This is a genomic window from Achromobacter sp. HZ34, assembly GCF_002209485.1.
Lineage (GTDB): Bacteria > Pseudomonadota > Gammaproteobacteria > Burkholderiales > Burkholderiaceae_B > Bordetella_C.
In genome coordinates, this window is sequence record NZ_NJIX01000005.1 from 404,416 (window position 1) to 431,040 (window position 26,625).

Here is a 26,625-nt window from a genome sequence, read left to right on the forward strand (position 1 = left end):
ACAGGTGCCACGACCAGTACGCAAGCAGGTGCCGCAGCCGGCGCGGGCCAGCCGGCCGGGTTGCCAGACAGGCTTTCAAGCATGCCGATCGACCCGCATCTCGTGATGAATCACTTCGCCATCCTGCAGGATCTGCGTGTCATCCAGCCACAGGCTGCAGCGACGCATGGGCAGGTCCAGATGGCAGGCCGTATCGTTGTCTCCACCCACCTCCAGATTGGGACCGAGGGAGAACAGCACATTGCCGTAGAACGACAGCGCATTCATCACGTGCTCGCTCGACAGTTGGCGCGAGACTGAAAACTGGTACCAGCGCGCTTTCTCGTTGAGGCCCCAGCCTATATGGGAAATGGCATAGGCGCGATCGTCATTGAAGCTCTTGATATAGTCGTCTATGAGTTGAGCATCCATGCCTGCGCCGGAGATATCGATGACCCTGCCATCGGCGATCTTCAAGGTGACCGGCGATTCGACATAGCGCTTGAAAGCGCACAGGATATCCCCCGGCTGCAGGACGACGGTACCATTGACGCCGCCATCATTACCCTGGGTGAAAGAGAAGCCGGAAGGGAAATGGTCCCAGCGCCCGCGCTCATAGGTATAGCCGTATTCTGAAATCACAGGATATTGGCCAAGCCGGTACGTTACGTCGGTACCCGCGGAGGACGTGAACCTCAGTTGCCTGGCGCCTTCGAGCAAGCCCTTGGCGACCTCCACGCGGCGGCGCAGGTCTTCCGTGGGGAACATCTGCTTCAGCACATGGAAGGGCTCCATGACCCGCAGGATGCGTACACCAGCGGCCTGGATCTCCGCCTGTTCGCGCGAGAACAGCAGGCCCACCATATCGATGACCATGTCGGCCGACTTGAGCGTGCGCATGGCCAGCTCATTGCCGACCAGCGGATGCCTCCCCTGCACGCCCACGGCATTCTGCTGCCCGCGCCGCACGTTCAGATTGAAGGTCGTGGCGCCCAGGTCTTGAATCGCCGCCATGAAGGCATGGGCGTTGTCCTGCCATTCATCGCCGGCCGTCAGCACGACGACCGTCTCGCCTGGCTTGACGCCGCATAGCGTCATCTCTTTGGTGAACAGCTCAAGCACTTCCGCATCGACTTTCAATTGCGGTTCCTTTCCAGTGTCTGCACATGTCGGGCAAGGATTGCGCCCAACGCCGGTTTGAATGCTTCGAAATCCTCAGCCTGCATCTGATGGCCCACGCCGGGCAGGCGCGTCACGGCCAGGTCCTTGCGCAACTGCCGCATCTCCGCCACGTCATCGTCCGACACCACACCGCCCGCGCCGGCGCACAGCAAGGAGAGCGGTGCCTGTATCCGCGCGATGTCCGCGAAGATGTCTTCAGCGTGAAAGTCATCGTAGGTGACGTGCACCGCCCGTTCGTCGCACGTCGACAACCATTCGGCGCGCAGGGCTTGTAGCGCCTGCGGCCATGGCGTGGCGCCGCTGCTGCGCATCGCTTCCAGCGCCTCGCCACGATGAGCGGCGCGCAGCAGTCCCACGGTTCTTGCCTTGGGAACAGGATAGGCCCTGCGGCCGGGACCGCTGGTCGGCGGGTCGATCAACACCAGGCCCCCGGCAAAGCTTTGGGGTGCCATGGCTGCCGCGCGCAAGGCGATTCTTGCTCCCATGGAGTGGCCCAGCACGATGGGGGCGTGCAGGCCAGCGGCCTGGATGAAAGCGGCCACGTCCCGGGCACACGCATTCACGCCGTAGTCCAGATGCGGACCAGACTCGGAAAGCCCCCGCCCCCTGACATCCAGGATGTAGCAGTCGTAATCCGCGGCCAGGTACTCGCCTGCGTGGCGCCAAAGGATCGCCGGACTGACGATGCCCGGGACGATCAGCACGGCTGGCCCGGGGCCGGCCAGATGCAGATAGTGCTGCCGGATATCGTTGGCGCGCAGATGCGCGCCCTTGCATGACTCGCTCACGTCGTCTCCTTCACCGCAATCTTGATGGGGGGGTGCGCTGAACAGAACGATATTCTATCAAACAGAACTTTCACGTCAACCCTGGGACTTCCTGGCTGCCGTCGCCGGTGCTCGCCGGCATCGATCGCCCACCATTGCCTGCCTGCCTTTGCAACGTGCGTCCCTGTCTGCCCTTATCCGGCTACCGCCGCGCAGGCTACTATTGGCGGCGTCTGCAGCTCCGCTGTGACAACCCCGGGAAATCAGCCATCATCGGCGGCTTGGGCTCGTATTCGTTGAAGGAGCAGTGCCATGCATTCTTCCATCCATCGTCACGTCCGGCCCACCGTGGCCTTGCTGTGTTCCGCGCTGAGCGCCGTCTGCGTGGCGCAGGCGCCGGCCGGCCAGCCGCCCCAGCCCGCGAGCCCGCGCAACGTGGCGGCGCCTGCCGCCGATGGGCAGACCGAGCAGGCAGCGCTGGAGGCCGCCGATCATGCCTTGCAGTGGCCCCGCACCTTGAATGCAAGCGACGGCATGCAGGTGCAGTTGTACCAGCCGCAGATCGATAGCTGGAACGGCGACCAGATCGGTGGACGCATGGCGGTGGCAGTCGGCAAGGCTGACGCCAATCCCACCTATGGCGTGGTGCAGTTCTCCGCGCGGGCCGACGTCAACAAACCGGCGGGGCTGGTGAACGTCGACCGTATCCGCATCCAGAAGATCGACTTGCCGACGGCGCCGCAGAATGCCGCCCAGGTGCGCAGCCTGCTCGAATCCCATATCCCGCCCGAGCTCACCGCGCGGCTGGAAAACCTGCAGACCAGCTATGCCGTGTCGCAGAAGCTGGCATCCATGCCCTCGGTTCCGGTGAAGAACGCGCCGCCACGCATCATCTTCCGCTCCGTGCCGACCCTGCTGGTGCTGATCGACGGCAAGCCCTCGCTCTACGACGTCGAGGGCGCCAGCGGCTGGCGCCGGGTCGCCAACACGCGCGCCCTGATGCTGGCGGACACGTCCGGCTATTTCTACTTGAACGTGACGGGGCATTGGTTCCAGGCGTCATCGCCCACCGGCCCTTGGCAAGTGCTCAATAGCGCCTCGCAACCCCTGCTGGCCGCGGCTGCGGCCGCCGCGCGCACGGAGCAGCCAGATCCCATGCTGCCCCGCGACGGCAAGCCGTCCAGCATCACGCCGCAGGTGCAGGTCGAGACCAGTCCCGCCGAGCTGGTGGTCACCAGCGGCGCGCCGGAATTCGCCCCGGTACAAGGCACGGGCCTGCTGGCGATGACGAATGCCGATCACGCGGTGTTCATGAATCCGGCCAGCAATCGCTACTACATCCTGGTCTCCGGCCGGTGGTTCAGTGCCGCGCAATTGAACGGCACCTGGACCCACGTGGCGGGCAAGGACCTGCCACGCGATTTCGCCCGTATCGATCCGCGCGATCCCTCAGCGGGCGTGCTGGCCTCCGTGCCCGGAACACCGCAGGCCAAAGAGGCCGTCATCGCCGCCACCATTCCCCAGACCGCCACCGTCACGCGCGCCAAGGCAACGCTGAAGGTGGACTACCTGGCCGGGCCGCCGAACTTCGTGACTATCCCGGGCACACCGGTACAGTTCGCCGCCAATAGCCAGACGCCGGTCTTCCGTGTCGAGGGCGGCTATTACGCCTTGTCCAACGGCATCTGGTTCACCGCGGCGGCGCCCGACGGCCCCTGGCGCGTGGCGGACGCCGTACCCGCGGCGATCTATACCATCCCGGTGTCCTCGCCCTACCACTACGTGACCTATGTGCGGGTCTACAACGCCACGCCCACGACGGTGGTGTTCGGCTACACGCCCGGATATATGGGCGTGATGGTGTCGCCCGACGGCACGGTGGTGTACGGCACCGGCTATGTCTACCCGGCCTATGTCGCGGGGCCGGTCTATGTCGGCTATCCGCCCACCTACGGCTACAACGCCGCTTTCGACACCGCCGTCGGATTCGCCTTCGGCTTCGCGGCGGGTTCGATCTGGGGCGCGCCGGCGCCTTACTGGGGCCCTTATTGGGGCGCGCCATATTGGCGTGGCGTCAACGTCAACACCGTGGACGTATACGGCCACTGGGGCGCCAGCGGCACGGTCACCCACGCGGCCGGCTGGAACGGCTGGACCGGTACGCAATGGCAAGGCGCGCACGCCGAGGGCTACAACCCCGCCACCGGCGCCAGTTTCGCCGGGACACGGGGATCGGCGTATAACTGGCAGACGGGCAATTCGGCCGCCGGTTACCGCCAGGCGTACAACAATCCCACCACGGGCCGCTCCGGCGCCTCGCGCGGCGGCGCGGTCAGCAACGCCGATGGCGATTGGGCGGCCGGGCAGCAGAACATCCGCAACAATGCCAACACCGGCCGCACGACCGCCAGCTCGCGCAGCGCCACCGGCCAGGCCGGCAATGGCGTCGACTCATACAACAGCAAGGGCGTCACGCACAGCAGCAAGACCGGCAATACCGTGGGCTGGAACGACGGCAATGTCTACGGCGACCACAATGGCAACGTGTACCGCCACACCGAGGAAAACGGCTGGCAGGAGCACACGTCATCGGGCTGGCAACAAGCCACGCCCAATAACACCAACGCCGCCAACCGCAACTACCTGAGCCAGCAGCAGCAGGCGCGCAGCACATCGAACAACTACACCGGCGGCCGCTTCAACCAGGAATCCATGCAGGATCGCGGTTGGGGCAATCGCAGCTTCAACGGCGGTGGGCGCTTCGAGGGAGGTGGTGGCGGCCGGTTCCGGCGGTAAGCCTGGGTGCGTTGCCACCTCGGCGGCGGCCGCAGATACCCTGCCGTTACACCGCGGCAGGCTCGGCCGCCAGCGATTCCTCCAGAATCGCTATCGCCACCGCGGCCGCATTGCGTACGTGCAGGCTGCCAGCGGCACGCGCCGCCTTGCCATTGCGGTCTTCCAAAGCCTGCAGCAATACGGACAGCTCCGCCACGCTCTGCTTGCCCCGCCCCGGCGCCTGCATGGAGGTCGATCGCAACAGCATCACACGCGAATTCAGCAGGCGCAAGGTGGTCATCAGCGCCTCGTTGCCCGCGCCCTCCAGCAGCCGCTGATAAAACGTATTCTTGCTGGCGATCTGCTCAAGCGCGGTGCCGCGCGTCAAGGCTCGCTTGAGCGTCTGGAATGCGTCGCGCAAGTTCGCCAGTTGCACCTCCGACGCATGTTGCGCGAACAGCTGGCAGGCCAGGCCTTCCAGTTCCTCACGCACCTGGTAGATGCCGCGCGCCTGCTCCGGCGTTACCCGGGCGACGACCGGCCCCCGATGCGGGATGACGAGGATCAGCCCTTCGGATTCCAGCTGCCGCAACGCCTCGCGCACCAGCGTGCGGCTGACGCCGGTCATCTCGCAAAGTTCGCGTTCCGGCAGCCGTTCACCCGGGCGGAAACGGCCAACGAGAATCGCATTACGAATACTGTCGGTGACGCGATGGCGCAGTACCGAAGCAACGCGCTCGACCTTGAAATCGTCTTGTGTCTCTGCGTGAGAAGTCATGCATTTCTGAAGCATAGAAGGTCGCGTGCGCCTTGAGCGCCGCAAGACCACTGTGGGACATCCTGGAAGCGGGATAGTTTAGCCGCTTCCACATTGCGGGCCTGCAGTGGCGGCGGGGTCCTGACGCGAACCACGCCCCACGACCGCCACCGCGCGCCGCCTTCTGCTGCCTCAACGCCGCTTCGACTTCAACGCCGCCTGGACCTCAACGCAGTGGCGAATAATCCGTCGGCGCGAGGAAGAAATTCTCGATCCGCTCGACGATGGACTTCTCCGCCTCGCTGGCGGCGCGCTTGGCGATCCACTCCGGATCCGCCTGGAAGGCATTCCATTTCCGCTCCCGCTCTTCCATGTTCTCCCACTGCAACATGTATGTCAGCGCGTGGTTGCTCGGACCGACCAGCGTGGTCCAGAAACCCAGCGGCTTGATTCCATACTTCTCGAAAAAGCCCAGCGTCGTCTTCGTGAAGCGTTCGTTCAGCGCCGGCAAACGTCCAGGCAGGCAGTGGTAGATACGGGTTTCGATGATCATGGCATCTCCTTGGAGGGACTGAGAGTTTACCGTCCCGCCTGCAGATACTCGGCCTGGGGCAATTCCTCCTGCCAATCGGCCGCGCCCAGCGAGATGGCCAGGTGTGCCATCAGGGTATCGGCGGCGGCGCCGTGCCAGTGGCGCTCATGGGGCCCTATCCACACCACGTCGCCCTGGCGGATCTCCTGGGGCGGGGAGCCGTCAAGGCAGATCCAGCCTCGCCCCGCCGTCACATGCAGCACCTGGCCGTACTCGTGGGCGTGCCAGAAGGTGCGCGAGCCCGGTGGAAAGAAGACGTGGTTGATGCCGACATTGTCTTGCGGCGGCATGACCGGATCGGCATAGACGACACCACTGAATGTCGGGCCGCGCTGTTCCGAAGGCTTGCCCTGGTCGCGACCGTGAAATACTTGCATGACACTACTCCTTGGGTTGAACGCTATTCAAACGGACGCCGCCCGACACATCGCCGATGGCATCCACCACACGATTGCTGATCTGGTCGCCATAGCCGAGTGCGGTGGCCAGGCCGAAGCAGGCCGCGGGACCGGCGGCGTTAAGCGACGCCACGCCCAGCTCGCGCACCAGATCCACGTATAACACCACATCCTTGGTCATGAGCTTGTTGGTCAAGCCCCCTTCCAGGTAGTCGCCGTCCACGATAAACGGAAAGCGCTTGAGCGATGCGAAATTCACTCCGCTGCTGCTGTTGATGACCTCAAGCAGGCGGTGCAGGTCCAGGCCCGCCTTCTTGCCCGCCACCATGACTTCGGCGGTGGCCGCCAGGCTGACCGCGTTAAGGAAGTTATTGAGCAGTTTGGTGACGTGCCCGGCACCGCTGCCGCCCATCGTCACGACCTTGGCGCTGATGGGCGCGAACACCCAGCCCAGGGCTTCGACCGTGGCGGGGTCGCCGCCGACCATCAGGGTCAATGCCCCTTTTTCCGCGGCGGCTGCCCCGCCGGAGATGCCGGCGTCGACATACTGCACGCCCGCCTTGGCGAAGCGGGTATTCAGGCGCACGGTGGAACTGGCGGCCGCCGTGCTCAGGTCGACGACCACCTGGCCGGGGCGGCAGTTTTCGAGTATGCCGCCGACACCCTCCGCCACGGCCTCCACCACCTTGCTGTCGGGCAGCGACAGCAGTACGACATCGGCGCCCGCCATGACTTCCCGTATCGTGGGTAGCGCCTGCGCGCCAGCCGCTGCCGCACGGGTCGGGTCCGTGTCATGGCCCAGCACCGCGATGCCGGCATCGACCAGCCGGCGCGCCATGCGGCCGCCCATATTGCCCAGGCCGATGAAGCCGATTCGGTCCTTGTTCATTGCCCAGCCCCTTTGGCCTTGGAGGCCTTCGATGCCTTCGATGCCTTCGATGCCTTCGATGCCTTTGATGGTTTGGACGCCTTGGATCCCGCTGTTGCGGTGGTAGCCTCGGATGTCTTGTTCACCTTGGTTGCCGAACCTGCCGCCTCGGCTTCATACGCCCGGATGGCCTCCGATGCGACCCGGAACGCCGCCAGTGCCAGCGGCACGCCACAGTAGATGGCAGCCTGCAGCAGCACGGCGCGTATCTCCTCCTTGGAGACGCCATTACGCAAGGCCCCTCGTACATGCACGCCCAGTTCGTGATGCTGGCTGGTGGCAGTGAGCATCGCCAGGTTGATGATGCTGCGAGTCTTGAAGGGCAAGGTATCGTCGCCCCACACTTCGCCCCAGCAGTACTCCGTCACCAGCCGCTGCATGGGCCGGTTGAACTCGTCGGCGGCCGCCCACGAGCGCTCGACATGATCGGCGCCGAGCACCGTCTTGCGGTTCTCGAAGCCCGTGGAAAACCGATCGGATTCAGCCATTACATAACCTCCTGCGTCATCGATACGCCGCTGCGTGCCGCAACGGCGGGAAAGCGGTGTTCTGGTTTGCCCAGCGTTTTGCCAGCGCGTGCCTGCTTGCTGCCCAGGCTGCTGGCCAGGCTGCTATTTCCCCGGCCAGATAGGCTGGGCAACCGCCTGCGCCTCCGGGAATACCGTGACAGGCACACCGTTCTGCCACTGGATCACCGTCAGCGTCGCGCCGACCCGATGGCCGGCCTCGTCAAACTTCAGCACGCCGCCGGGAAAATAGGGGCTGGGGCCTTCGTCCAGCGTATGCATCGCCTGGCCGACCGCCTCGCGGTCGGCTTTCTTCCCGCCCTCCGTTGCGGCACGCTCCAGAGCGGCTTTCATGATCCACATATCGCCGTACGTCGAGATGGCGTTCTGCGTCATCCAAGGCTCGTTGTATTCCGTCTTCATGCGCATGATCAACGCCTCCTGACCCTTGGCGCCCCAGTTGCCCACCGCCGACATGACGCCATTGAGCAGCGTCGGGCTGACCGTCTTCATCACTTCGGGCTCGGCGATGGCGATACCGAAGGAGATCACCGGCACCTTCACATTGGTCTCATTCATCTTCTCCAGGATGAGCTTGGCGTCGGAGATCACGGTGGGCAGGAAGAACAGCAGATCGGGACGGCGCGAACGTACCCGCTGGATCAAGGACGACGCATCGGCCAGCGGCGGCGTGAAGGTTTCATCGACCACCAGCTCCAGACCGTTCTTCGCCAGCAGGCCATCCTTCAAGGCTTTGACCGTGGACAGCGAGGCCGCTGTGTTGTCCGTGACGATGGCCACGGTCCTGGGACGCTTGCCCGACGCCTTCTGCGCCAGCTCCAGGATACTGGGCAACGCGATCTCGGCCTGCCGGCCGGCCGGCGCCGACGTCTGGAATACATACTTGAAGCCGCGCGCGGTGATCAGGTCGGAATACGACAGCGTCAGGACAGGCAGCTTGGCCCGCTCGGTCACCTCCGTCACGGCCAGGGTAAAAGAACTCAGGTAGGCGCCGGTGGCGGCGACCAGGTCGGGATAGTCGGCCACCATGCGCTCGGCCGCGCTCTTGGCCTTCTCGGTGGAATCGCCGGAATCGACCACCACCAGCTTGAGCTTGGCGCCGCCCAGCGCCTTGATGCCGCCCTGGTCGTTGATATCCTTGACGCCCATCGTGGCGCCCATGCGCATCACCTGGCCATAGCGCGCATAGATGCCAGACATGGGGGCGATGAGCCCCACGCTGACGTCGGGCGCCTGCGCCATGGCGTTGCCGCCGCCCAGCAGGCTGGCGCCCAGGGCCAAGCCGATGAGACTGAAAACCGCTGATCTTCCGTTCATGTCGATCTCCTCGCCTTTTCCGCCTCGGTCCGGGCGGACTATGAGCTACATCCCAAGATATGCGCGGCGGACACGGTCGTCCGCCTGCAGCGTCTGATGCGTGCCCTCCAGCACTACGCGCCCGGTTTCCAGCACGTAGCCCCGGTCGGCGTACTGCAGCGCCTCCGCCACCCGCTGCTCCACCAGCAGGATGGTCAGCCTCGCCTCCCGACGAATGTCGATCAGGCGTTCGAAGATGAAGTCCGCCACGGCGGGAGCCAGCCCCATCGAGGGCTCGTCGAGCATCAGCAGGCGCGGCGATGACGCCAACCCCCGGCCGATCGCCAGCATTTGCTGCTCGCCGCCCGACAGCGTGCCTGCCAGTTGCCGGCCGCGCTGCTTGAGCACGGGAAACCAGCTATGGATGCGCTCCAGATTGCGCGTCCAGTCGCGCCGCCCGGCATCGGTATAAGCGCCCATCTCCAGATTTTCGAGCACGGTCATCGAGGCGAACACCTGCCGGCCTTCGGGCACATGGGCAATGCCCAGGTGCGGCCGCCGGTCTGCCGGAACGGCCAGCAGATCGCGGCCGTCGAAGCGGATGCTGCCGGCGCGGGCGCCGACGCTGCCTGAAATGGTCTTGAACAAAGTGCTCTTGCCCGCGCCGTTGGGGCCGACCACCGAGATGAACTGGCCTTCGCCGACGACCACCGACACCCCCTTGAGCACCGGCACCGCGGAATAGCCGGCCTCCAGCCGATCGATTTCAAGCAGCATGTTGGGCGCTCCACTTCTTGCCCAGATAGGCCTGGACCACCTGCGGATCCTGGGTGATCGACTGCGGATCGCCGCGGGTCAGCACCTGGCCGTGGTCCAGCACCAGGAACTCGTCGACCAGGCGCACCATGGTCTGCATGGTGTGTTCGATGATGACGACAGTGATGCCTTCAGCGGACAACGCGCGGATGGCGTCGACGATGCCGTCGACCTCGCCGTGCCCCAGGCCTGCCAGGGTTTCGTCCAGCAGCAGCAGTTCGGGTTGACCCGCCACCGCGCGCGCCAGCTCCATCAGGCGCAGTTCGCGTGTGGTGAGCAGCGCGGCGACCTTGTCGGTGCAGTCGGACAAGCCCACCCGCGCAATCGCCTGAGCCGTCAACGCGTCGGCGCTCGCCTCGTCCCTGGCACGCACGTAGGCGCCGACCTTGACGTTCTGCGCCACCGTCAGCCGCATGAAGGGGCGCATCACCTGGAACGTGCGGCCCACCCCCGCGGCGCACAGCACGTGCGGCTTGCGGCCCGCCATGTCGACCCCGTTCAAGAGCACCCTGCCCGTGTCCGGCCGCAGGAAACCGTTGAGCAGGTTGAACAACGTGGTCTTGCCGGCACCGTTGGGACCGATGATGCCCAGGATCATGCCGCGCCGCACCGAAAAGCTGACGTCCTGCACGGCCTTGAGCCCGCCGAAGCTGCGCGAGACGCCCTGGACGTCGAGGATGATGCCGCCGGCGGCAGAGGGCGCGGCGGGTCGAAGCATTGGGGTCACGCCGGCCGGCGCGGCCGGAATCGCCGCGACGGCGGCCGTCTTACGCCGTTGCCAGCCATCCCGCAACTTCCAGAACACGCCCTCGGGCGCGATCAGGATCACGGCGATGATGGCCACACCCAGGATCACCCCCTGGATGCCCGGATAGGTGCCACCCAGCTCCGCATGCAGGATTTCGCCCAGCGGCACCAGGATGGCCGCACCGATGATGGGCCCCCACACCGACCCCACGCCGCCGAACATCGACACCGTCAGCGCCTGGGCCGACACCAGCATGCCGAACACCGACACCGGTGTCACCACCAGCAGCACGACTGCGTAGAACGCTCCGGTGACGCCGGCAATGGCACCGCTCAGCGCGATGGCACACAGCTTCCAGCGCAGCGTGTCAATGCCGGCGGCCTCCGCGGCCGCTTCGTTCTGCTTGATGGCGATCAACGCCATCCCGAAACGCGTACGCTCCACATGCAAGGTGATCTGCACGAAGACCAGCAACATTACCAGTCCGACCGCGGTGTAGTAATGGCGATCGGCGAACTGCATGTACAGGCCCGGATTCTCGCGCTGCATCGGGAAGGTCATTTCCTGCAGGCCCAGCCACTCGAACACATACAGCAGGGCCAGCGGATACGCCAGCATCGCCAGCGCGAAATAGTGTCCCCGCAATCTGAACGTCGGCACGCCCACCAGCACCCCGGCCACGGCGCCGATCACGCCGGCCAGCGGCAGCATCACCCACGGTGACAGGCCCAGGTACACCTGTCCCAGCACCGCGGAATAGGCGCCCAGGCCGAAGAACGCGGCATGGCCGAAGGACACCAGGCCCGTGTAGCCGCTCAGCATGTTCCAGGACAGGCCGAAGCAGGCCCAAACAAGCACCAGCGTGAAGATAAGTTGGTGATAGGCATTGTTCACCAGCAACGCGGCGGCCAGGTAAAGCACCGCGACCAGCAACATGGTCAGGGAAGTGGGCAGTCGTTTCATCAGGTCCGCTCCGAAACACGGCCGAACAGCCCTTGCGGCCGCAACATCACGATCAACAGGAAGATCACGAAGATCGCCGCATTCTGCAATTGCATGGGCAGCACCAGCGCCGACAGCTGCTGCACCAGGCCGATCAGCATGCCGCCCCAGAACGCGCCAAGGATGCTGCCTATGCCGCCCAGCACCACGCCGGCATACATGATGATCACGTACTCAAGGCCGACGAAGGGATGGAAAGGAAAGTTGGTCGCCAGCAGGCCGCCCGCCAGCGCCGTCACCGACGTGCCCAGGGCGAAGGCGATGCGGTAGGCGCGATTGACGTCGATGCCCATGTAGGAAGCGGCCACCGGATTGTCGGCCGCGGCACGTAAGGCCTTGCCCAACCGGCTGCGCGAGATCAGCGCCCCCAGCAGCAAGATGGCGGCCACGGAAATCAGCGCGGCCACGGCACGGCCCTTGTTGGCGAAGACGCTGACGTAGTCACCCCACAACGGCCCGATCTCCCAGGCGCTGCTCGACAAGGGCGTGCGCAGCGACACCAGTTGCGGCCCGAACACCATCATGCCGCCGTTCTGCAGGATCAAGGCAATGCCCAGCGTCAGCACCAGTTGCGCATAGTGGCCTTCACCATCCAACGCCGCGCTGCGCCGGCCCGTTACCCGCGAAATCAGAAAGCGATGCGCCAGATAGCCCACCGCGAACATCACCGGCACGGCCAGCAGCACCGACGCGTAAGGGGCCAGTACGCCTGCCGCCACCCAATGCCCGCCCAGCAGAATGAAGAAGTAGTACGTCACGTACATGCCGAGCATCATGAAGTCGCCCTGGGCGAAATTGATGACGCGCATGATGCCGAAGATCATGGCCAGGCCCACACACATCAGGCCGTACAGGCCGCCCACCAGCACGCCGGCGGTAAGCGCCTGCAGGAACGCTTCAAGCTGGATCTGCAGTCCGGTCATATCCATCGTGTCAGGCCTCTTTCTTCGTCCGAAGTCCGGACAGCCGCGCGGCCGCGTCAGTAGCCAAGGACGGTCATCGCGCCATCCACTTTCAGCGTGACGCCCGCGACCATCGCGCTGGCCGGCGAGGCCAGGAACAGCGCCACTTCGGCGATGTCACCGCCGACGGCCAGCCGGTTCAATGGCGTGCGGCGGCGGCGCATATCCCAGCCCTCTTCCGAGATCACGGAGCTCGCCCCTGGCGTGACCACCGGCCCCGGCGCCAGCGCGTTGACGCGGACGCCGTAAGCGCCCAGCTCCGTCGCCTGTTGCCGGGTCAGGGTATCCAGTGCGCCTTTTATCGCGCTGTAGACCGCCGCGTTCTTGATCGACACCGACACAGCCACCGACGACAGGTTGATGACCGCCCCGCCACCGCGCGCGATCAGGTGGGGCGTGGCGGCCTGCAGGGACCACAAGGCGCCCTTCAAACCCACGTCTATCATCCTGTCGACCTTGTCTTCCGGCATGTCCGCCAGCGGCGCGTAGTAGAAATACGCGGCGTTGTTCACCAGGATGTCCAGGCCGCCTGCCTGCGCGGCATAAGCGTCGATGACCTGCCGCACTTGCGCCCGATCGGCGACGTCGCAGGCCAGCGTCGTGGCGCCAGGTAATTTGCGCGCGGCCTCGGCAAGCCGCGTTGCATCGATATCCAGCAGCCCTACCTGGGCGCCCTCGCGCAGATAGGCTCGCGCGATGTCCAGGCCGATGCCGCCGGCGCCGCCGGTGATGATCGCGACTTTTTCTTCCAGCACTCCCATACCGTCTCCTTGGCTTGCGCCCCGCCCGGCGTTGAAGATGTCCCGGACGATGCCCGGCGCTGCCCCACAATTTTCGATGATTTGTATGATGGACTGATTGTATGATTGAATTATGATTCAGGCAGTGATGTGAATGTCGTATTCGATCTAGGACTTACCCTGCCCCAGCCTGGATTGCCGGCCCGCTTTCCGGCCCGCGTTGCCGCAGCGGGCCTCGGACGCCGAACCACCAGGACGAAGAACCATGGCGCCGCTTCAGTGCGAGCAGCCACAGCCACCGGAGACAACCGTGAGCCACACACCCCCAAGCGCCCTTGCCCCCTTCCAGGTCTACGCCATCCGCTACGCGCATCACGCCAATCGGCGGGCCTCCGACAACTACCTGGGCAGCGTCGATTTCCACGACGCCGATTCCGACCTTGACTATTTTGTGTGGGTGCTGCGCCGCGGCAGCGAGGTCTATCTGGTCGATACCGGCTTCGGCGAAGAAGCCGCCACCCAGCGTGGCCGCGACCTGCTGCTGCGCCCGGCCCAGGGACTCACGCTGCTGGGTATCGACGCAGCCTCTATCCGCGACATCATCATCACCCATCTGCACTACGACCACGCCGGCACGCTGGGCGACTTCCCGGCGGCCACCCTGCACGTGCAGGACGCCGAGGTCTCCTATGCGACCGGCCGCTGCATGTGCCATGGCGTCATGCGCCATCCCTACGACATCGAGGACGTCGTCACCTTCGTCCGCAAGGTGTACGCCGAACGCGTCAAATTCCACCGCGGCAGCGCCGAACTGGCGCCCGGCCTGTCTGTGCACCTGGTGGGCGGCCATAGCGCGGGCCTGCAGGTCGTGCGAGTGTGGACGCAGCGCGGCTGGGTAGTGCTGGCATCCGACGCCTCGCATCTGTACGGCAACATCGGGCGCAATGCGCCCTTCCCGCTGGTGCACAACGTGGCCGACATGATGGAGGGCTATAGCATCGTGCGCGCCATGGCCGACTCCGAAGCCCACATCGTGCCGGGGCACGATCCCCTGGTGATGCAGCGCTACCCTGCCGCCAGCCCGGAACTCGAAGGCAAGGTGGTGCGCCTGGACGTGGCGCCCTCCGCATGAAGGCTGCCGCGCCCCTGGCCAGCCAGGGCGCGACCCGGTTTGCGGCTCGGGACCGCTGGGATCACCCTGCCGGCTCCGCTCATTGCTTCGCACGGACTTTCACTCCGGCCCAGTCCTCCACCACGCGGGCCACGTCGGAATAGTCCGCATTCGGGCCGCAGATGGCGGTGGTCATCACCAGCATCTCGCGCACGGACGAGCCCACCACCATGGGCACGCCACGCGCTTCGGCCTCTTCGAGGCACAGGCGGACATCCTTGTGCGCCAACCGCGCGGCGAAGCCCACGTTGAACGTACCGGTCAGCACGGCCTTGGGAAACTTGTCCACGGTGGCGGAGTTGCGTCCCGAGCCGGCATTGATGACATCGATCATGACGCTGGGGTCGAGCCCGGCCTTCACGCCCAGCGCCATGGCTTCCGCGGTGATAGCTACGGCCGTGGCGGACAACAGGTTATTCGCCAGCTTCATCACCTGGGCCTGGCCCGCTTCCGTGCCCAGATGAAACGGCTTGCCGAAATTGCTTAGTACCGGCGTCAGCGATTCATAACGAGCCAGCGGGCAGGCCGCCATGATCGCCAGCGTGCCCCGTTCAGCGCCGCCTACACCACCGCTGATGGGTGCGTCGACATATTCGATACCTTGCTCCGCCAGGATCTCGAAGCCGCGCCGCGCCGCCGCCGGCCCGATGGTCGACAGGTCCACCACGCATTTGGCCCGGCTTGCGCGCGCCAGGCCGGTATCGCCGCCCAACACCTTCTCCACCACCTTGCCGTCCGGCAGGCTCAGGAACACCACATCGGCGGCATCGCCCACGCCCTTGGCGCTATCGTGGGCCACGGCGCCGCGCGCCGCCAGCTTTTGCACCACCGCCGGGTTGCTGTCGGTCACGTGCAGTACGCAGCCGGCGTCGAGCAGGCGTCCCGCCATGGGACCACCCATATTGCCCAGTCCGATGAATCCGTAAATCGTCTCGCTCATTTTTTGTCCTCACTCAGGAAAAGCCGCGCGCGGGGCACGGCAGGGTTCAGCGTGCTTCCAGCCCGATCTTCTTGGCCAGCTCGGCGAATTGCGTCTGGTCGCGCTGCAAGGTACTCGTGAAACTTGTGGGGCTGCGTTCCTGCGCCGAAGGAATCCGTGACGCCAGCGTGTCGATGCGCGTACGGAATTCAGGCGTCTGCACCGCCTTCGACACCGCCTCGGCCAGCTTGTCCACGACATCCTTGGGCATGCCTTTCGGTCCAACCAGGCCATTCCATATCTGCAGGTCGAACTGCGGCACGCCGCCCTCCGCGAAGGTAGGCACATCCGGCATCTGCGGCAGGCGTGCCTTGGACGCCACCGCGATAGCCTTGATCTGCTTGCCGTTGTGCAGGGGCAGCATGGTCACCGTCTGGTCGAGTACCGCCTGGATGGTGCCGCCGATCAAGTCGGTGATGGCCGGACCTGAACCACGGTACTGGATCAGCTCGGCCTTCACGTCGGCCATCTGCAGGAACAGGGCCTCGGCCAGGTGAGCGGTGGTGCCAGGGCCGCCTGAACCGAAGTACAGCTTCAACTCGCCGCTGCGCATGCCCTTCAGCATGGACGGCAGGTCCTTGATGCCGCTCTGGTTGCTCACGCTCAGCACCATGGGAACGTTGGCGACCGTACCGATCGCCGTCGTGTCCTTCACGATGTCCAGGCCCGCCTTGGGATAGAGCAAGGGAATCAGCACCATGGATTGATTGCTGAACATCAGCGTGTAGCCATCCGGTGCGGAGCGCGCCAGCCTTTGGAAACCCAGCAGTCCGCCCGCGCCGGTGACGTTTTCCACCACGAAGGTATTGTTGGTCACCTTGCCCAGTTCGGTAGCCACCAGGCGGGCCAGTGCGTCCAGGCTGCCGCCGGGCGCCACACCCACGATGATGGTGACAGGCTTGGACGGGAAGCTGTCGTTGGCAAAGGACGTACCGACCAGAGCCAGACTCAAACCCAGGCTCAGGCCAAAGCGCAGCCCAAAGCGCAGCCCAAGGCTTCGACCCTGGCCCAGGCCCAAGGCGATGCCGGCAAGTGCGGATGCGATGCGTGGCTTCATTTTTGTCTCCTCTCCGTGGGGGTGGCCTTTGCGGCCTTGTCATTCAGGTTTGGATAAGAAAGCGGGTCAACGTCTGCTTAGCAAGCGCACCAGCAAACCGAGGGAATCGGCTCGCTCCAGATGCACGACGGCATCCAGGCACGCTTCGGTGGTGGCCGGCGCCAACCCGGCCTGCGGGAACAGGTGCAGGAATTTGTCTTCGACGTCGCGCCAGGCAATGCCGCGCGCGCCGGATCCCCGGGGCATGATGCAAGTGCCGCGATGCACGGCGCCATCCTTCATGTGCAGGGTGACAGTGCCGCCATGCCTGTGCGGGAAGCGGTCCGGCAAGGGCGGCGGGGCGGGATCGAACTCCACCTTGTCCTGCAGCGCGGCAACCACCGGGTCCGCCATCCTGGCCTCGTCCATGTGCTGCCAGGAAAAGCCGCCGTCGACGATGGCGGCGGCGACGAAGTAATGCAGGCTGTGGGCGGCGTCGACCAGGTTGCGCGGATGCGGGTCGCCCTTGAAATTGGTCCACTGCACCGCGGCCGACACAACGACGCGGGCTATGTCGCCGGGATTGATCCGGGCTGCGCCACCTGTGCCAGCCGTGCCATTCGTGCCATTCGTGCCGCTCTCGCCGTTCGTGTCACTCCCACAATCACCCCCCCCTGCGCGAGCCGCATTCGCCGCGGCCTCGGCGGTGGCGTGGAAAGGATGCGCGCCCGGCATGAGCTTGATCGCCAGGTCGGTGACGATGTCCCAGGACTCACCCCAGTCGCGCACGATATCCTCGCGGGCTTGCCCACCCAGGGCATCGAGAAAGCCGCGTGGCCGCTCCAGCACCGCCAGTTCGCTTTCGAAACCGCACTGGGCCGCCAACGCGGCGCGGATGCCCGTGCTCGCCGCCAGGCCGGCGTGATATTCGCGCGCCCAACTCGTGTCCGCCGCGATGGCCATGCCGCCTATCGACGTGGCCGACAACGCGATCGCCTGCGCCAGTTGCCGCGCATCCAGCCGCAGCAGCACGCCAGCGGCGATGCAGGCGCCAAACACGGTGGCGTACGAGCCATGGAAGCCGCGCTGCATGCGCACCGGCGTCAGCGATTCGTCGATGCGTCCGGCCACCTCGTAGCCCAGCACCATGGCAGTCAGCACATCGCGGCCGCCCGCGCCTTCGCGCTCGCCGACCGCCAGCGCCACACTGGAGATGATGGTGCCGATGTGCGCGATGCTGCGCATGTCGCTGTCGTCCGACGCCGCCGCGTCGCTGGCTACCGCGTTGACTCGCGCGGCACTGGCCAAGGGCAGGCGACCGCCGTCGAACCATAGCGCCGCCGCTGCCGTGCCCCCATCGGCCACATCCAGCTCGCGCACGATGCGGGCCGATTCGATGCCGTAGCCGACCGCGGCACTGGCAAGGGTACTGGCCAGGCTCATCTTGGCGTGTTCGAGGCTCAGCGCCGGCAGGTCGCCATGGCGCGTCGACAGGACGAGTTCGGCCAGTTGACGCGCCAGGGGCGGCGTCAATGAAGGAGATTGCACAATCGGATTCCTTCCGAAGGTTTTAAAGACGCATCACTGCGGCATCACTGCGGCATCACGGTGGCATCACTGCGTCGCCGTGCCCAGTTCCTTGAGGACCGGCACCCATTTGGCCAGGTCCTGGCGCACCAAGTCCCGGAAGGCCGCGGGTTTGGGTATGGGGGTATCGGGCAAGGTGAAGCCCTGGCCGATCAGCTTGTCGCGCATGGCCGGATTGCTCATGACCTTGTCCAGCGCGCCATACAGGCGCGCGGAAACGTCGGTCGGCAGGCCGGCCGGTCCGACCAGGCCCCACCAGAGCGTGACCGAGTAGCCCTTGAGGCCGCTCTCGTCCAGGGTGGGTACGTCCGGCAACAGGGCCGAGCGCCTGGGCCCGGTCACCGCCAGCGGCCGCAGCTTGCCGCCCTTTACCAGGCCGATGGCGGCGGGCAGGTTGTAGAAGCCCATGTCGACGTCGCCGCTGAGAATGGCGGCGAGACCTTGCGGCGCGCCCGTATAGGGCACGTGCATGAGCGGCTTGGCCAGATACTTCGCCACCGTGGCGCCGGCGATATGGTGGCTGGTCCCCACCCCGCTGGACGAATAGCGGAAGGTCTCCGGCGGCTTGGCCTCGATGGCATCGAGCAGGGCGCGCGCCGTCTGGTAAGGCGACTTCTCCGACACGACCAGCAAATTCTGCACGTCGGCGATCTCGCTGATGAAGCTGAAGTCCTTGATAGAGTCGTAACCCGGGGCGCTGTATAGCACCTGGTTGTTGACGAAGGTCCCCTGCGCGGCGATGCCCAGGGTGTAGCCGTCGGGCCTGGCGCGGGCGATGTCCGTCGTGCCGATGGTGCCGCCCGCCCCGCCCTTGTTATCCACAACCAGGGGCTGGCCCAGTTGTTCGGCCAGCGCCGACGCCACCGCGCGCGACAGCGTGTCCGCAGCGCTACCGGCGGCGAAGGGCACGATGAGCTTGATGGGATGGTCGGGATAGGCGGCCTGGGCGGGTGCGCTCGACATGGCGCTCAACGCCACGCCGCACAGGAAACTCCCCCGGATCGCGCGGACTGTTGCAGGCCGATTCGCAAGCGGACTCCGAATTCGGCTCAAGAACCGACCCAGAAGCCGCGGGAAGGATGATGCCTTACGTCTAAAACGCTTGGTCACGTTGTCTCCTCCTGGCCGGATCTTTTGCCGCCCTGCAACATGGCGATCCTTCGTCCGGCACTTGATTTAGTTTTGTGCAGCAAGGCAGACTGTAGGCCGCTTCCTCTTGAGTGTCTGTGGAAACTTATTCCTGGATCATTTAATCCATCTCAACAATGCACAAGCTGAGAAACCGTCTCGCCCCGCTGCGGGTGCTGGATGCCGTGTACCGCGGTGGCGGCGTCGGCCGTGCCGCCGAACTGCTGCACATCACGCCCGGCGCGGTCAGCCATCAGTTGCGCCGGCTGGAGACCGAACTTGGCGTGCCGCTGGTGCGCAAGGAGGGACGCGATATCGGGTTCACCGCGGCCGGCGCCGAGTTGGCCGTGCAGGCCGCCCAGCTCTTCGATCAATTGGAATCCGTGCTGGCCAAGGCCGCCGAGACCGGCGCCAACCGCCGCATCCGGGTCAAGGTCATCCCCAGCCTCGCCATCAAATGGCTGATGCCCCGGCTCGGTTCACTGTACGCGCGGCATAGCAACATCGACATCGAAGTCGCCACGGTGGCCCGCGCGGATGACACGGACCTGCACAATGCCGACTTCGTCGTGCGCTGCGGCAATGGGCACTGGCCTGGCTTGAGCGCCCACCTGCTGTTCCCGGACGAACTGGTGCTGGCATGTGCGCCGGCGATGGCCGAACGCCTGCGCGCGCCTGCGGACGTGTTGGGCGAGACGCTATTGAAGTCCATGATCGCGCCAGAGTGCTGGAATCGCTGGCTGCACTCCACCGGCCTGGCGCCCAGAAGCGACACGCGCTTCCTGCCGCTCGCCAATGCAGTGCTGTGCCTGCAGGCGGCGGCCGAAGGCCTGGGTATCGCCGTGACGCAGCGCGCCTATATCACCCAGGACTTCGCCACCGGCCAACTGGTGCAGCCGCTGGCGCACAGCGCGCTCAGCGGCCATGGCTACTATCTCGTCAGCGACCCGGCGCGGGCAGCGGTGCAGCCCTTCAGCACTTTCGCCGACTCGATACTCAGCGTCAGATAATGGCGACTGCATCTTCCCGCAGCAGCACATCTTCATAGAACGCACCGATCGGCAGGTGCAGATCCCGCACCTGGATTTCCAGCACCCAGATGCCGTCGCTGGGAACGAAGTCGGCGGCAGCCAGTTGGTGCTTGCCGTACAGCGCGTGAGGGAAATCGGCGACGCGATGCCCCGGAATTTCGCGGACCACGGTGCAGCCGTATTCCCGGGCATAGCCGTCGGCCGCGTCGTAGAGCCCCGCGCCCGTCAGGCCCTGCAGCCAGGCCAGCCGCGTGCGCTGGAATACCAGCCGGGCCGCTTCGGCGCAGCGCGCGTGGTCTGCGCTGGGGCCCGTGGCGAAGGTGTCGCCGTAATCGCCTTCGTAATTGTCCCAGACAGGGCCGATGTCGACCACGAAGATGTCGTCTTCTCCCAGGACGCGCTGGCGGTCGGTGGGATGGATCGCCGGCGATTGGGAATCTGCGCCGAAACGAATGTAGGTGGGATGCCAGTTGTGCGACGCACCCATGCCGCGCAGGTGCTGGTCCGCCAGCGCGATGGCCGCTGCCGTCGTCATGCCTGGACGTATCAAGGCGGCGATTTCATGCACGGCGGCGATGGAGCGGCGGCGCGCCTGCAGGATGCCCTCCATCGTGAAGCGGGCGCCGACTTGCTCCCAGGGGTGCTTGGGGGGCAACCGCGTTGGGGACGCGGAACTTGCCACGGTGGGCGCGGCATCGTCAGACGGCACGAACGCTTCGGATTGGAAACGTTGCTCAGGCAGGCCCTGTTGTTGCAAGCGCTGACGCGCGGCGCGGACCATCCCCGGGTTGCCACAGGCGTAGACCATGCTGTGTTGCCAGTCGTGGCCGGCGTCCGCGGCGACGTCCTGCACGTAGCGGGAACTGCTGTTGCTCACAACCGGCTGCCAGCGGAAGATCGTGTCCTTGCCTTGCAACGCATTCAGCAGCCCGGCCGCATAACAATCGTCCGGCTCCCGCCCGCCCCAGTACAGCGTGACGGATCGCAGCCGCCGGCTTTCGATGGCGGCCATCAGGATGGGGAATACACCCGCGAAACCGGTACCCGTTGCCAGCAGGACCAGGTGCTCGATGCCATCCGCCAGCTCGCCCGGCCAGACGCAGGCGCCCTGCGGGCCTTCCAGGGCCAACGTGTCGCCTGGCATCAGTGCCGGCAGGACACCATCGGTGAACACGCCACCGGGCATGCGCCGGATATGGAATTGCAGGCGGCACCGATCGCCCGTCGCCTGCGGCACGCTGGCGATCGAGAAAGGCCGCCGGCGGCCGTCTTCCAGCAGCAGAAGGACATGTTGCCCGGGACGGTAATCGAAGGGCTCGTCACCCTGAACCTCGACGATGAGTTCCGTCACGTTGGCCGTCAAAGGGCGGCGCGTCACCACCCTGGCGTCGCGGCGTGCCGGCGGCCGGTCGGGCGCCTGCCAATGGGGGAAGCGCAAAGCCAGGTCGCTGGTGGCCCGGCATTGGCACATCAGCAGTTCATCGCTGGCAGGCACATAGGAACGCTCAGTGGGCGCAACGAGAGGCTCGAATTCCCCGTCCAGCACCTGGGCGCGGCAAGAGCCGCACTCGCCGCGTCGACAGGAAAAGGGAACCGGCACGCCGCTGGCCAGCGCGGCATCCAGGATGGACACCTGGTCATGGGTGGAGAACGAGCCCGATTCGAGCGTGATGGTGTAGGGTCGAACGGCAGGTGTAGTCATCGACGGTTCCAGGCTTGTCGGTCAAATGCGCTTTGAGGGTCAGGCTGCGGCTGGCTTACGGCTTGCCGGCTTGCTGCGGTGGATGGGTGGATGGTGCCTAAGTTATCGATAAAATGGCTTCTTCAATAGGGCCATATCGATAAATATGAGCAAGCCACTTTCGGTTCGGTACAAGGCCGAATCCAGCCTGGACCTGCCGGCGTCGCCTTTGCGGACAGGCGAATCCAAGCAGGCCTGGGTATATCGGCAAATCCAGGAAGGCATCCTGCAAGGCGCCCTGGCGTCGGGCACCCGGCTGCCGTCCACGCGCTCGCTGGCACAGCGGTGGGAAGTGTCGCGCTCCACGGTCGAGGCGGCGTATGACCAGTTGCGCGGCGAAGGCTATACGACCGGGACCGTGGGATCCGGAACCTATGTGTCGGCCGTGATCCCGGATCGGTTCTTTCGGCATGGTCTGCCGGCCCAGGGCAAGGATCATGGCAAAGGCGGCAGCCCCGGCAAAAGCCACAATGGCGGGCTGGACCAGGGCGCAACCGGGCGCCGTGGCGAAGCCGCATCGTTCCAGCGCATCGACGTCGACGCCGACAACGTGTCCGCGCGCCGGGCGAGCGATTTAACGCCCCTGTTCGCCGCCCGCACCGCGGATGCTTCGATATTTCCCATGGCAGCCTGGCGCCGAGCCCTGATGGCCAGCGCGAAAGCCGTGACGCCCGATCAACTGGCGCAAGAAGCGCCGCAGGGCTGGCGCCCCTTGCGTGAGCAGATCGCCCGTTACCTGGGCGCCGCGCGCGGCATTTCCTGCGATGCCGACCAGGTCGTCATACTCACCGGCATCCGCGATGGCCTGGACCTGAGCGCCCGCGTCCTGCTGACGCCGCAAGACCAGGTATTGGTCGAAGATCCGGGCTATCTGACGGCCCTGCCCCTGTTCAGCCAATTCACGTCGAAAGTCGTACCCATCGCCATCGACGAACAGGGTTTTTCAGTGGAGCGCGCCAGGCGGCACCGCGGCGTGAAGCTGGCGCACGTCACACCCGCGCATCAATCGCCCGTCGGAGTCACCATGCCGGTGTCACGCCGCCTGGATCTGCTGGCCTGGGCCGCGCAGGAAAACTGCTGGATCGTCGAAGACGACTACGACAGCGAGTTCAATTACGACAGCGCGCCCCTGGCAGCGCTGAAAAGCCTGGACACGGCGGACCGGGTGATCCATCTGGGCAGCTTCAACAAGACGATGTTCAACGCTCTGCGCATCGGCTATGCCGTGCTGCCAAAACGATGGGTCGCAGCCTTCACGCGTGCGCGCCAGACAACGGGCCGATCCAACGGCATGATCGAGCAGATCGCATTGGCAGGCTTCCTGGAAGACGGCAGCTTCGCGCGCCATGTGCGCAAAGCCCGCGCGGTGTATGCGCAGCGGCGCGACTTGGTGATACAGGTGCTGGCCGACGCGGTCGGACATGCGGTGGGACGCGAACACCTCCGCATCGGCGGCGCGCATGCGGGATTCCACCTCGTCTGGTGGCTGCCGCAAGGAATCGACCCCGCGGCACTACACGCGCGCGCCCAGGACCAGGGCCTCACCCTGCAATCCATCGCCCAATTCTGCCACCGGACCACCCTGCCGCCTGGCATCGTCATCGGCTACAGCGGTCTATCCCCGGCCGAGATCGAGCGGCAGGGGGCACTGCTGCGTGGACTAGTGTGACGCGCTGAAGCGCAACCCTCTATTTTCGTCGGCACATCCCACCCGTCACGCAAAATCTGACGTAGAGTTGAACGATCATCCTTTTCACCGGGCGGCGCGACCCGCAAGGCGATCGCAAATGCTCACTAGCGAGAGTGCCCATGTCTGATACCGGTTCGGCGACAGCCACCAAGAAATCCGCCGAAGAACTCTCCGAGGCGCTACCCTCGAAGGCGGCAGCGGTCCACGAGATCATTCGCAGGGAGGGCGAAAAAGAGCTGCGTCGCGATTTCTTCGCCTTGTTCTGGTCCGCCATCGCAGGCGGGCTGATCATGAGTACCTCCATGCTGGGCCGCGGCGTGCTGCAAGCCTATTTGCCGGAAGCTCCCTGGGTCATTCTGGTGGAGGCGATGGGCTACACGCTGGGCTTCATTTTCGTCATTACCGCTGGGCAGCAGCTCTTCACGGAGAACACGGTGACGCCAGTGCTCCCATTCATGGCGCGACCGACCTGGGCCAAGCTTCTGCAGGTATTCCGATTGTGGGCGACTGTGCTGCTGGGCAACTTCCTCGGCGGCCTGATTGCCGCGGCGGTGTTTGCCTACCTGCCCATGTTTTCACCCGAGGTCGACGAGGCCTTCGTTAGCTTGGGCAAGCATTTGTTGGAGGCGCCCAAAGGGCAGTCCTTTGCCACCGCTGTCCTGGCCGGCTGGCTGATCGCCCTCCTGGTGTGGATGATCCACGCAGTAGAGACTGGACGCGTCATGTTGATCTTTCTGGTCACCTATCTCATGGGTATCGCCGATGTGGCCCACGTCGTAGTCGGGATGATAGAGGTCACTTACCTGGTGCTGCTCGACGATGCCACGGCCATCGATGCCCTGACGACCTTTGTATTGCCAACCTTGCTAGGCAACATCGTCGGCGGTACGTTCATCTTCGCGCTTATCAGCCACGCGCAGGTGCGCGCCGATGTGGACGTAAACGTGGATGTGGAACAATCTCGGCGGGAATAAGAAGCTGGGTTCGGCGCACTGCCTGACTCTCGCACGCTACAGGCTACTTCACTCGGACGACGATGGAAAAGAAGGTAAGCAGGGTTCTGGTCATTGGCGGGTACGGAAACTTCGGCGGGTATATCGCCCGCAATCTTGCCGGAGATGCATCCATCCAGTTGCTCATCGCGGGCCGGTCGCTACGCAAGGCCAGCGATTTCGTGGCGACGCTGGCAGCGGCGAATCGCGCCGAGGCGCATGCCTTGGACATCGACGTCGATCTTCCCGCCGCGCTGCAAGCCCTGGCGCCCGACATCGTCATCCATACCAGCGGTCCTTTCCAATCCCAGGACTATCACGTTGCCCGCGCCTGCATCGCACAGGGCTGCCATTACGCCGACCTGGCCGATGCCCGCGATTTCGTTGCGAACATCGTCACGCTGGACGCCCAGGCCCGGGCCGCCAATGTCCTGGTGGTGGGCGGCGCCAGTTCAGTGCCCTGCCTGACCGCGGCGGTCATCGACGCCGAACTTCCCGCGTTCGCGCGGCTGGACAGTGTCGACTACGGCATCACCACCGCGCAACAAACCGATCGGGGAGTGGCCACCACCGCCGCGGTGCTCAGTTATGTCGGCAAGCCGATCAGCACCCTGCGCGACGGTGCCATGAAGACCGTCTACGGCTGGGAAGACACGCACGCCGAACGCTATCCGGAACTGGGCGTCCGCCTGTTCGGCAACTGCGACATTCCGGACCTGGCGTTGTTTCCGCGGCGTTATCCGTCCTTGAAGTCCATGCGCTTTGCCGCGGGACATGAACTGAGGGTGTTGCACTATGGCACGCGGCTGGGCGGCGCGCTGGTACGCCTGGGCCTGCTTTCCTCGCTAGCCAGATACGCTGACAGTCTCTTGCGCATTGCGTTCCTGTTCAACCGGTTCGGTTCGGGACGCAGCGGCTTTCACATGATCCTCGATGGCATCGGCCATGACGGCGCACCCTTGCGGCGCCGTTTCATGATCGTTGCAAGATCCGGGCATGGCGCCTACATCCCCTGCATCCCCGCCATACTGTTGGCGCGCCGCCTGGCCCACAACGAAATCCCGCAGCGCGGCGCCACGCCTTGCGTCGATCTCATCGATCTTGAAAGCTATCTCGGCGCCCTGGCCGGGCTGGATATCCAGGTCATTCGCGAGGCCTTCCATGCCTGAAGTGTCGATCCACCCTTACAGCTATCGCCAGGATCCGGCGGTGCCCGATTACGACGATACAAAACCTTTATTCGTCTTCGACGGCGTTTGCGTCCTGTGTTCGGGCGGTGCAAGCTGGCTGATGAAATACGACAAGCAAGCCCGCGTGAATTTCGCGCCCGCGCAGGAAGCACTGGGCCAGGCGTTATACGCGCACTACGGCGTAATCATGGATGAAAGCTATCTGCTCATCGCCAATGGCCGGGCTTATACCGCGACGCGAGGTTACCTGGAGCTATGCAAGCTGTTGGGCGGCGCGTGGCATCTCTTCCGCGCAGTTACCATCCTTCCCGAAAGCCTGCGTGACCGCGCCTACGCCCTGATCGCACGCAACCGCTACCGCTGGTTCGGCAAAACCGAATACTGCACCCTGCTGACCGCCGACCAACGCTCGCGCCTGCTCTAGGCGCGGCGATCAAATGGAACCACCCAGCAGCGCTTGATGAAGGCGTTCGGTGTCTTCGTCGACGGGCATCATGCACGCCAAGCGAAGTTCCTGCCCGGCCACGGTTTGCGGTGTTCCAACGGTCGTAACCAGAGTGACGTTCTACCCTGCAAGCTCAAATACAGCATCCGACGGAGAAACAATCAAT

General features: G+C 65.1%; 23 protein-coding genes and 1 pseudogene. 7 read left to right on the forward strand and 17 right to left on the reverse strand.

Annotated elements, in window-relative coordinates:
- Window positions 1-75: 75 nt before the first annotated feature.
- Window positions 76-1,119 carry a 2,5-dihydroxypyridine 5,6-dioxygenase gene (locus tag CEY05_RS21535; protein ID WP_198952850.1) on the reverse strand — a complete coding sequence of 348 codons (1,044 nt, stop codon included), beginning with the start codon at window positions 1,117-1,119 and terminating at the stop codon, window positions 76-78.
- Entirely contained in the window at window positions 1,116-1,949 is an 834-nt protein-coding gene (locus CEY05_RS21540) for an alpha/beta fold hydrolase (protein WP_088597300.1), read from the reverse strand. The genes CEY05_RS21535 and CEY05_RS21540 overlap by 4 nt, the downstream gene beginning before the upstream one ends.
- Before the next feature lie 291 nt (window positions 1,950-2,240).
- Here CEY05_RS21540 and CEY05_RS21545 point away from each other — a divergent pair, with 291 nt between their 5' ends.
- Window positions 2,241-4,724, forward strand: a complete 2,484-nt coding sequence (locus CEY05_RS21545) for a carbohydrate-binding family V/XII (RefSeq protein ID WP_088597299.1) — start codon at window positions 2,241-2,243, stop codon at window positions 4,722-4,724.
- A gap of 46 nt (window positions 4,725-4,770) precedes the next feature.
- On the opposite strand, the gene CEY05_RS21550 is transcribed toward CEY05_RS21545, so the two are convergent.
- The 10 genes and pseudogenes from CEY05_RS21550 to CEY05_RS21595 all read right to left on the reverse strand — a co-directional run bounded on the left by CEY05_RS21550 (window position 4,771) and on the right by CEY05_RS21595 (window position 13,490).
- On the reverse strand, window positions 4,771-5,481 hold the full coding sequence (locus CEY05_RS21550) for a GntR family transcriptional regulator (protein WP_233161638.1): 711 nt from the start codon (window positions 5,479-5,481) through the stop codon (window positions 4,771-4,773).
- A gap of 205 nt (window positions 5,482-5,686) precedes the next feature.
- Window positions 5,687-6,013: an NIPSNAP family protein gene (locus tag CEY05_RS21555; RefSeq protein WP_088597297.1), complete on the reverse strand. Its 327-nt coding sequence runs from the start codon at window positions 6,011-6,013 to the stop codon at window positions 5,687-5,689.
- A 26-nt stretch (window positions 6,014-6,039) separates the two neighbouring features.
- A complete protein-coding gene (locus CEY05_RS21560) occupies window positions 6,040-6,429 on the reverse strand; it encodes a cupin domain-containing protein (protein ID WP_088597296.1) in 390 nt (129 codons plus the stop codon).
- Window positions 6,430-6,433: 4 nt separating this feature from the next.
- Window positions 6,434-7,339, reverse strand: coding sequence for an NAD(P)-dependent oxidoreductase (locus CEY05_RS21565; RefSeq protein WP_088597295.1), 906 nt, complete (start codon window positions 7,337-7,339; stop codon window positions 6,434-6,436).
- A 134-nt stretch (window positions 7,340-7,473) separates the two neighbouring features.
- A pseudogene (locus tag CEY05_RS21570) lies at window positions 7,474-7,866 on the reverse strand (carboxymuconolactone decarboxylase family protein); the annotation flags it as partial.
- A gap of 123 nt (window positions 7,867-7,989) precedes the next feature.
- On the reverse strand, window positions 7,990-9,222 hold the full coding sequence (locus CEY05_RS21575; RefSeq protein WP_088597293.1) for an ABC transporter substrate-binding protein: 1,233 nt from the start codon (window positions 9,220-9,222) through the stop codon (window positions 7,990-7,992).
- Window positions 9,223-9,267: 45 nt separating this feature from the next.
- A complete protein-coding gene (locus tag CEY05_RS21580; protein WP_198952872.1) occupies window positions 9,268-9,975 on the reverse strand; it encodes an ABC transporter ATP-binding protein in 708 nt (235 codons plus the stop codon).
- A complete protein-coding gene (locus tag CEY05_RS21585; protein WP_088597291.1) occupies window positions 9,968-11,728 on the reverse strand; it encodes an ATP-binding cassette domain-containing protein in 1,761 nt (586 codons plus the stop codon). Before CEY05_RS21585 ends, CEY05_RS21580 begins: the two co-directional genes overlap by 8 nt.
- Window positions 11,728-12,696, reverse strand: coding sequence for a branched-chain amino acid ABC transporter permease (locus CEY05_RS21590; protein ID WP_233161639.1), 969 nt, complete (start codon window positions 12,694-12,696; stop codon window positions 11,728-11,730). Before CEY05_RS21590 ends, CEY05_RS21585 begins: the two co-directional genes overlap by 1 nt.
- 50 nt (window positions 12,697-12,746) lie before the next feature.
- On the reverse strand, window positions 12,747-13,490 hold the full coding sequence (locus CEY05_RS21595; RefSeq protein WP_088597290.1) for an SDR family NAD(P)-dependent oxidoreductase: 744 nt from the start codon (window positions 13,488-13,490) through the stop codon (window positions 12,747-12,749).
- 289 nt (window positions 13,491-13,779) lie between these two features.
- Here CEY05_RS21595 and CEY05_RS21600 point away from each other — a divergent pair, with 289 nt between their 5' ends.
- A complete protein-coding gene (locus CEY05_RS21600; RefSeq protein WP_233161640.1) occupies window positions 13,780-14,601 on the forward strand; it encodes an N-acyl homoserine lactonase family protein in 822 nt (273 codons plus the stop codon).
- A 79-nt stretch (window positions 14,602-14,680) separates the two neighbouring features.
- Here CEY05_RS21600 and CEY05_RS21605 read toward each other — a convergent pair whose 3' ends face one another.
- From CEY05_RS21605 to CEY05_RS21620, 4 genes are all read right to left on the reverse strand, one after another.
- The gene (locus CEY05_RS21605; protein ID WP_088597288.1) at window positions 14,681-15,580 is read right to left on the reverse strand and encodes an NAD(P)-dependent oxidoreductase; all 900 of its coding nucleotides are present in this window, start codon (window positions 15,578-15,580) and stop codon (window positions 14,681-14,683) included.
- A gap of 46 nt (window positions 15,581-15,626) precedes the next feature.
- Entirely contained in the window at window positions 15,627-16,676 is a 1,050-nt protein-coding gene (locus CEY05_RS21610; protein WP_088597287.1) for a tripartite tricarboxylate transporter substrate binding protein, read from the reverse strand.
- A gap of 66 nt (window positions 16,677-16,742) precedes the next feature.
- Window positions 16,743-18,203, reverse strand: a complete 1,461-nt coding sequence (locus tag CEY05_RS21615; protein ID WP_158219376.1) for an MmgE/PrpD family protein — start codon at window positions 18,201-18,203, stop codon at window positions 16,743-16,745.
- A gap of 66 nt (window positions 18,204-18,269) precedes the next feature.
- Window positions 18,270-19,205 (reverse strand): tripartite tricarboxylate transporter substrate binding protein, encoded by a 936-nt coding sequence (locus CEY05_RS21620; protein ID WP_088597285.1) that lies wholly within the window; start codon window positions 19,203-19,205, stop codon window positions 18,270-18,272.
- A 302-nt stretch (window positions 19,206-19,507) separates the two neighbouring features.
- On the opposite strand from CEY05_RS21620, the gene CEY05_RS21625 reads away from it, so the two are divergent.
- Entirely contained in the window at window positions 19,508-20,380 is an 873-nt protein-coding gene (locus CEY05_RS21625; RefSeq protein ID WP_088597284.1) for a LysR substrate-binding domain-containing protein, read from the forward strand.
- On the opposite strand, the gene CEY05_RS21630 is transcribed toward CEY05_RS21625, so the two are convergent.
- Window positions 20,373-22,103 carry an NAD(P)H dependent flavin oxidoreductase family protein gene (locus tag CEY05_RS21630; RefSeq protein ID WP_088597283.1) on the reverse strand — a complete coding sequence of 577 codons (1,731 nt, stop codon included), beginning with the start codon at window positions 22,101-22,103 and terminating at the stop codon, window positions 20,373-20,375. The genes CEY05_RS21625 and CEY05_RS21630 overlap by 8 nt on opposite strands.
- Window positions 22,104-22,248: 145 nt before the next feature.
- On the opposite strand from CEY05_RS21630, the gene CEY05_RS21635 reads away from it, so the two are divergent.
- The 4 genes from CEY05_RS21635 (at window position 22,249) to CEY05_RS21650 (ending at window position 26,438) form a co-directional block, all read left to right on the forward strand.
- Window positions 22,249-23,811, forward strand: a complete 1,563-nt coding sequence (locus CEY05_RS21635) for a PLP-dependent aminotransferase family protein (protein WP_088597282.1) — start codon at window positions 22,249-22,251, stop codon at window positions 23,809-23,811.
- A 140-nt stretch (window positions 23,812-23,951) separates the two neighbouring features.
- Entirely contained in the window at window positions 23,952-24,806 is an 855-nt protein-coding gene (locus CEY05_RS21640; protein ID WP_088597281.1) for a formate/nitrite transporter family protein, read from the forward strand.
- A 62-nt stretch (window positions 24,807-24,868) separates the two neighbouring features.
- The gene (locus CEY05_RS21645) at window positions 24,869-25,993 is read left to right on the forward strand and encodes a saccharopine dehydrogenase family protein (protein WP_088597280.1); all 1,125 of its coding nucleotides are present in this window, start codon (window positions 24,869-24,871) and stop codon (window positions 25,991-25,993) included.
- Window positions 25,986-26,438, forward strand: a complete 453-nt coding sequence (locus tag CEY05_RS21650; RefSeq protein ID WP_088597279.1) for a thiol-disulfide oxidoreductase DCC family protein — start codon at window positions 25,986-25,988, stop codon at window positions 26,436-26,438. Before CEY05_RS21645 ends, CEY05_RS21650 begins: the two co-directional genes overlap by 8 nt.
- Window positions 26,439-26,625: the final 187 nt, after the last annotated feature.

Excerpts from the sequence above, each read along its gene's own strand:
- CEY05_RS21545 (WP_088597299.1), top strand. The coding sequence starts at position 2,241 with ATGCATTCTTCCATCCATCGTCACGTCCGGCCCACCGTGGCCTTGCTG.
- CEY05_RS21550 (WP_233161638.1), bottom strand. The coding sequence starts at position 5,481 with ATGACTTCTCACGCAGAGACACAAGACGATTTCAAGGTCGAGCGCGTT.
- CEY05_RS21555 (WP_088597297.1), bottom strand. The coding sequence starts at position 6,013 with ATGATCATCGAAACCCGTATCTACCACTGCCTGCCTGGACGTTTGCCG.
- CEY05_RS21560 (WP_088597296.1), bottom strand. The coding sequence starts at position 6,429 with ATGCAAGTATTTCACGGTCGCGACCAGGGCAAGCCTTCGGAACAGCGC.
- CEY05_RS21565 (WP_088597295.1), bottom strand. The coding sequence starts at position 7,339 with ATGAACAAGGACCGAATCGGCTTCATCGGCCTGGGCAATATGGGCGGC.
- CEY05_RS21575 (WP_088597293.1), bottom strand. The coding sequence starts at position 9,222 with ATGAACGGAAGATCAGCGGTTTTCAGTCTCATCGGCTTGGCCCTGGGC.
- CEY05_RS21585 (WP_088597291.1), bottom strand. The coding sequence starts at position 11,728 with ATGAAACGACTGCCCACTTCCCTGACCATGTTGCTGGTCGCGGTGCTT.
- CEY05_RS21590 (WP_233161639.1), bottom strand. The coding sequence starts at position 12,696 with ATGGATATGACCGGACTGCAGATCCAGCTTGAAGCGTTCCTGCAGGCG.
- CEY05_RS21595 (WP_088597290.1), bottom strand. The coding sequence starts at position 13,490 with ATGGGAGTGCTGGAAGAAAAAGTCGCGATCATCACCGGCGGCGCCGGC.
- CEY05_RS21605 (WP_088597288.1), bottom strand. The coding sequence starts at position 15,580 with ATGAGCGAGACGATTTACGGATTCATCGGACTGGGCAATATGGGTGGT.
- CEY05_RS21610 (WP_088597287.1), bottom strand. The coding sequence starts at position 16,676 with ATGAAGCCACGCATCGCATCCGCACTTGCCGGCATCGCCTTGGGCCTG.
- CEY05_RS21620 (WP_088597285.1), bottom strand. The coding sequence starts at position 19,205 with ATGTCGAGCGCACCCGCCCAGGCCGCCTATCCCGACCATCCCATCAAG.
- CEY05_RS21625 (WP_088597284.1), top strand. The coding sequence starts at position 19,508 with ATGCACAAGCTGAGAAACCGTCTCGCCCCGCTGCGGGTGCTGGATGCC.
- CEY05_RS21630 (WP_088597283.1), bottom strand. The coding sequence starts at position 22,103 with ATGACTACACCTGCCGTTCGACCCTACACCATCACGCTCGAATCGGGC.
- CEY05_RS21635 (WP_088597282.1), top strand. The coding sequence starts at position 22,249 with ATGAGCAAGCCACTTTCGGTTCGGTACAAGGCCGAATCCAGCCTGGAC.
- CEY05_RS21640 (WP_088597281.1), top strand. The coding sequence starts at position 23,952 with ATGTCTGATACCGGTTCGGCGACAGCCACCAAGAAATCCGCCGAAGAA.
- CEY05_RS21645 (WP_088597280.1), top strand. The coding sequence starts at position 24,869 with ATGGAAAAGAAGGTAAGCAGGGTTCTGGTCATTGGCGGGTACGGAAAC.
- CEY05_RS21650 (WP_088597279.1), top strand. The coding sequence starts at position 25,986 with ATGCCTGAAGTGTCGATCCACCCTTACAGCTATCGCCAGGATCCGGCG.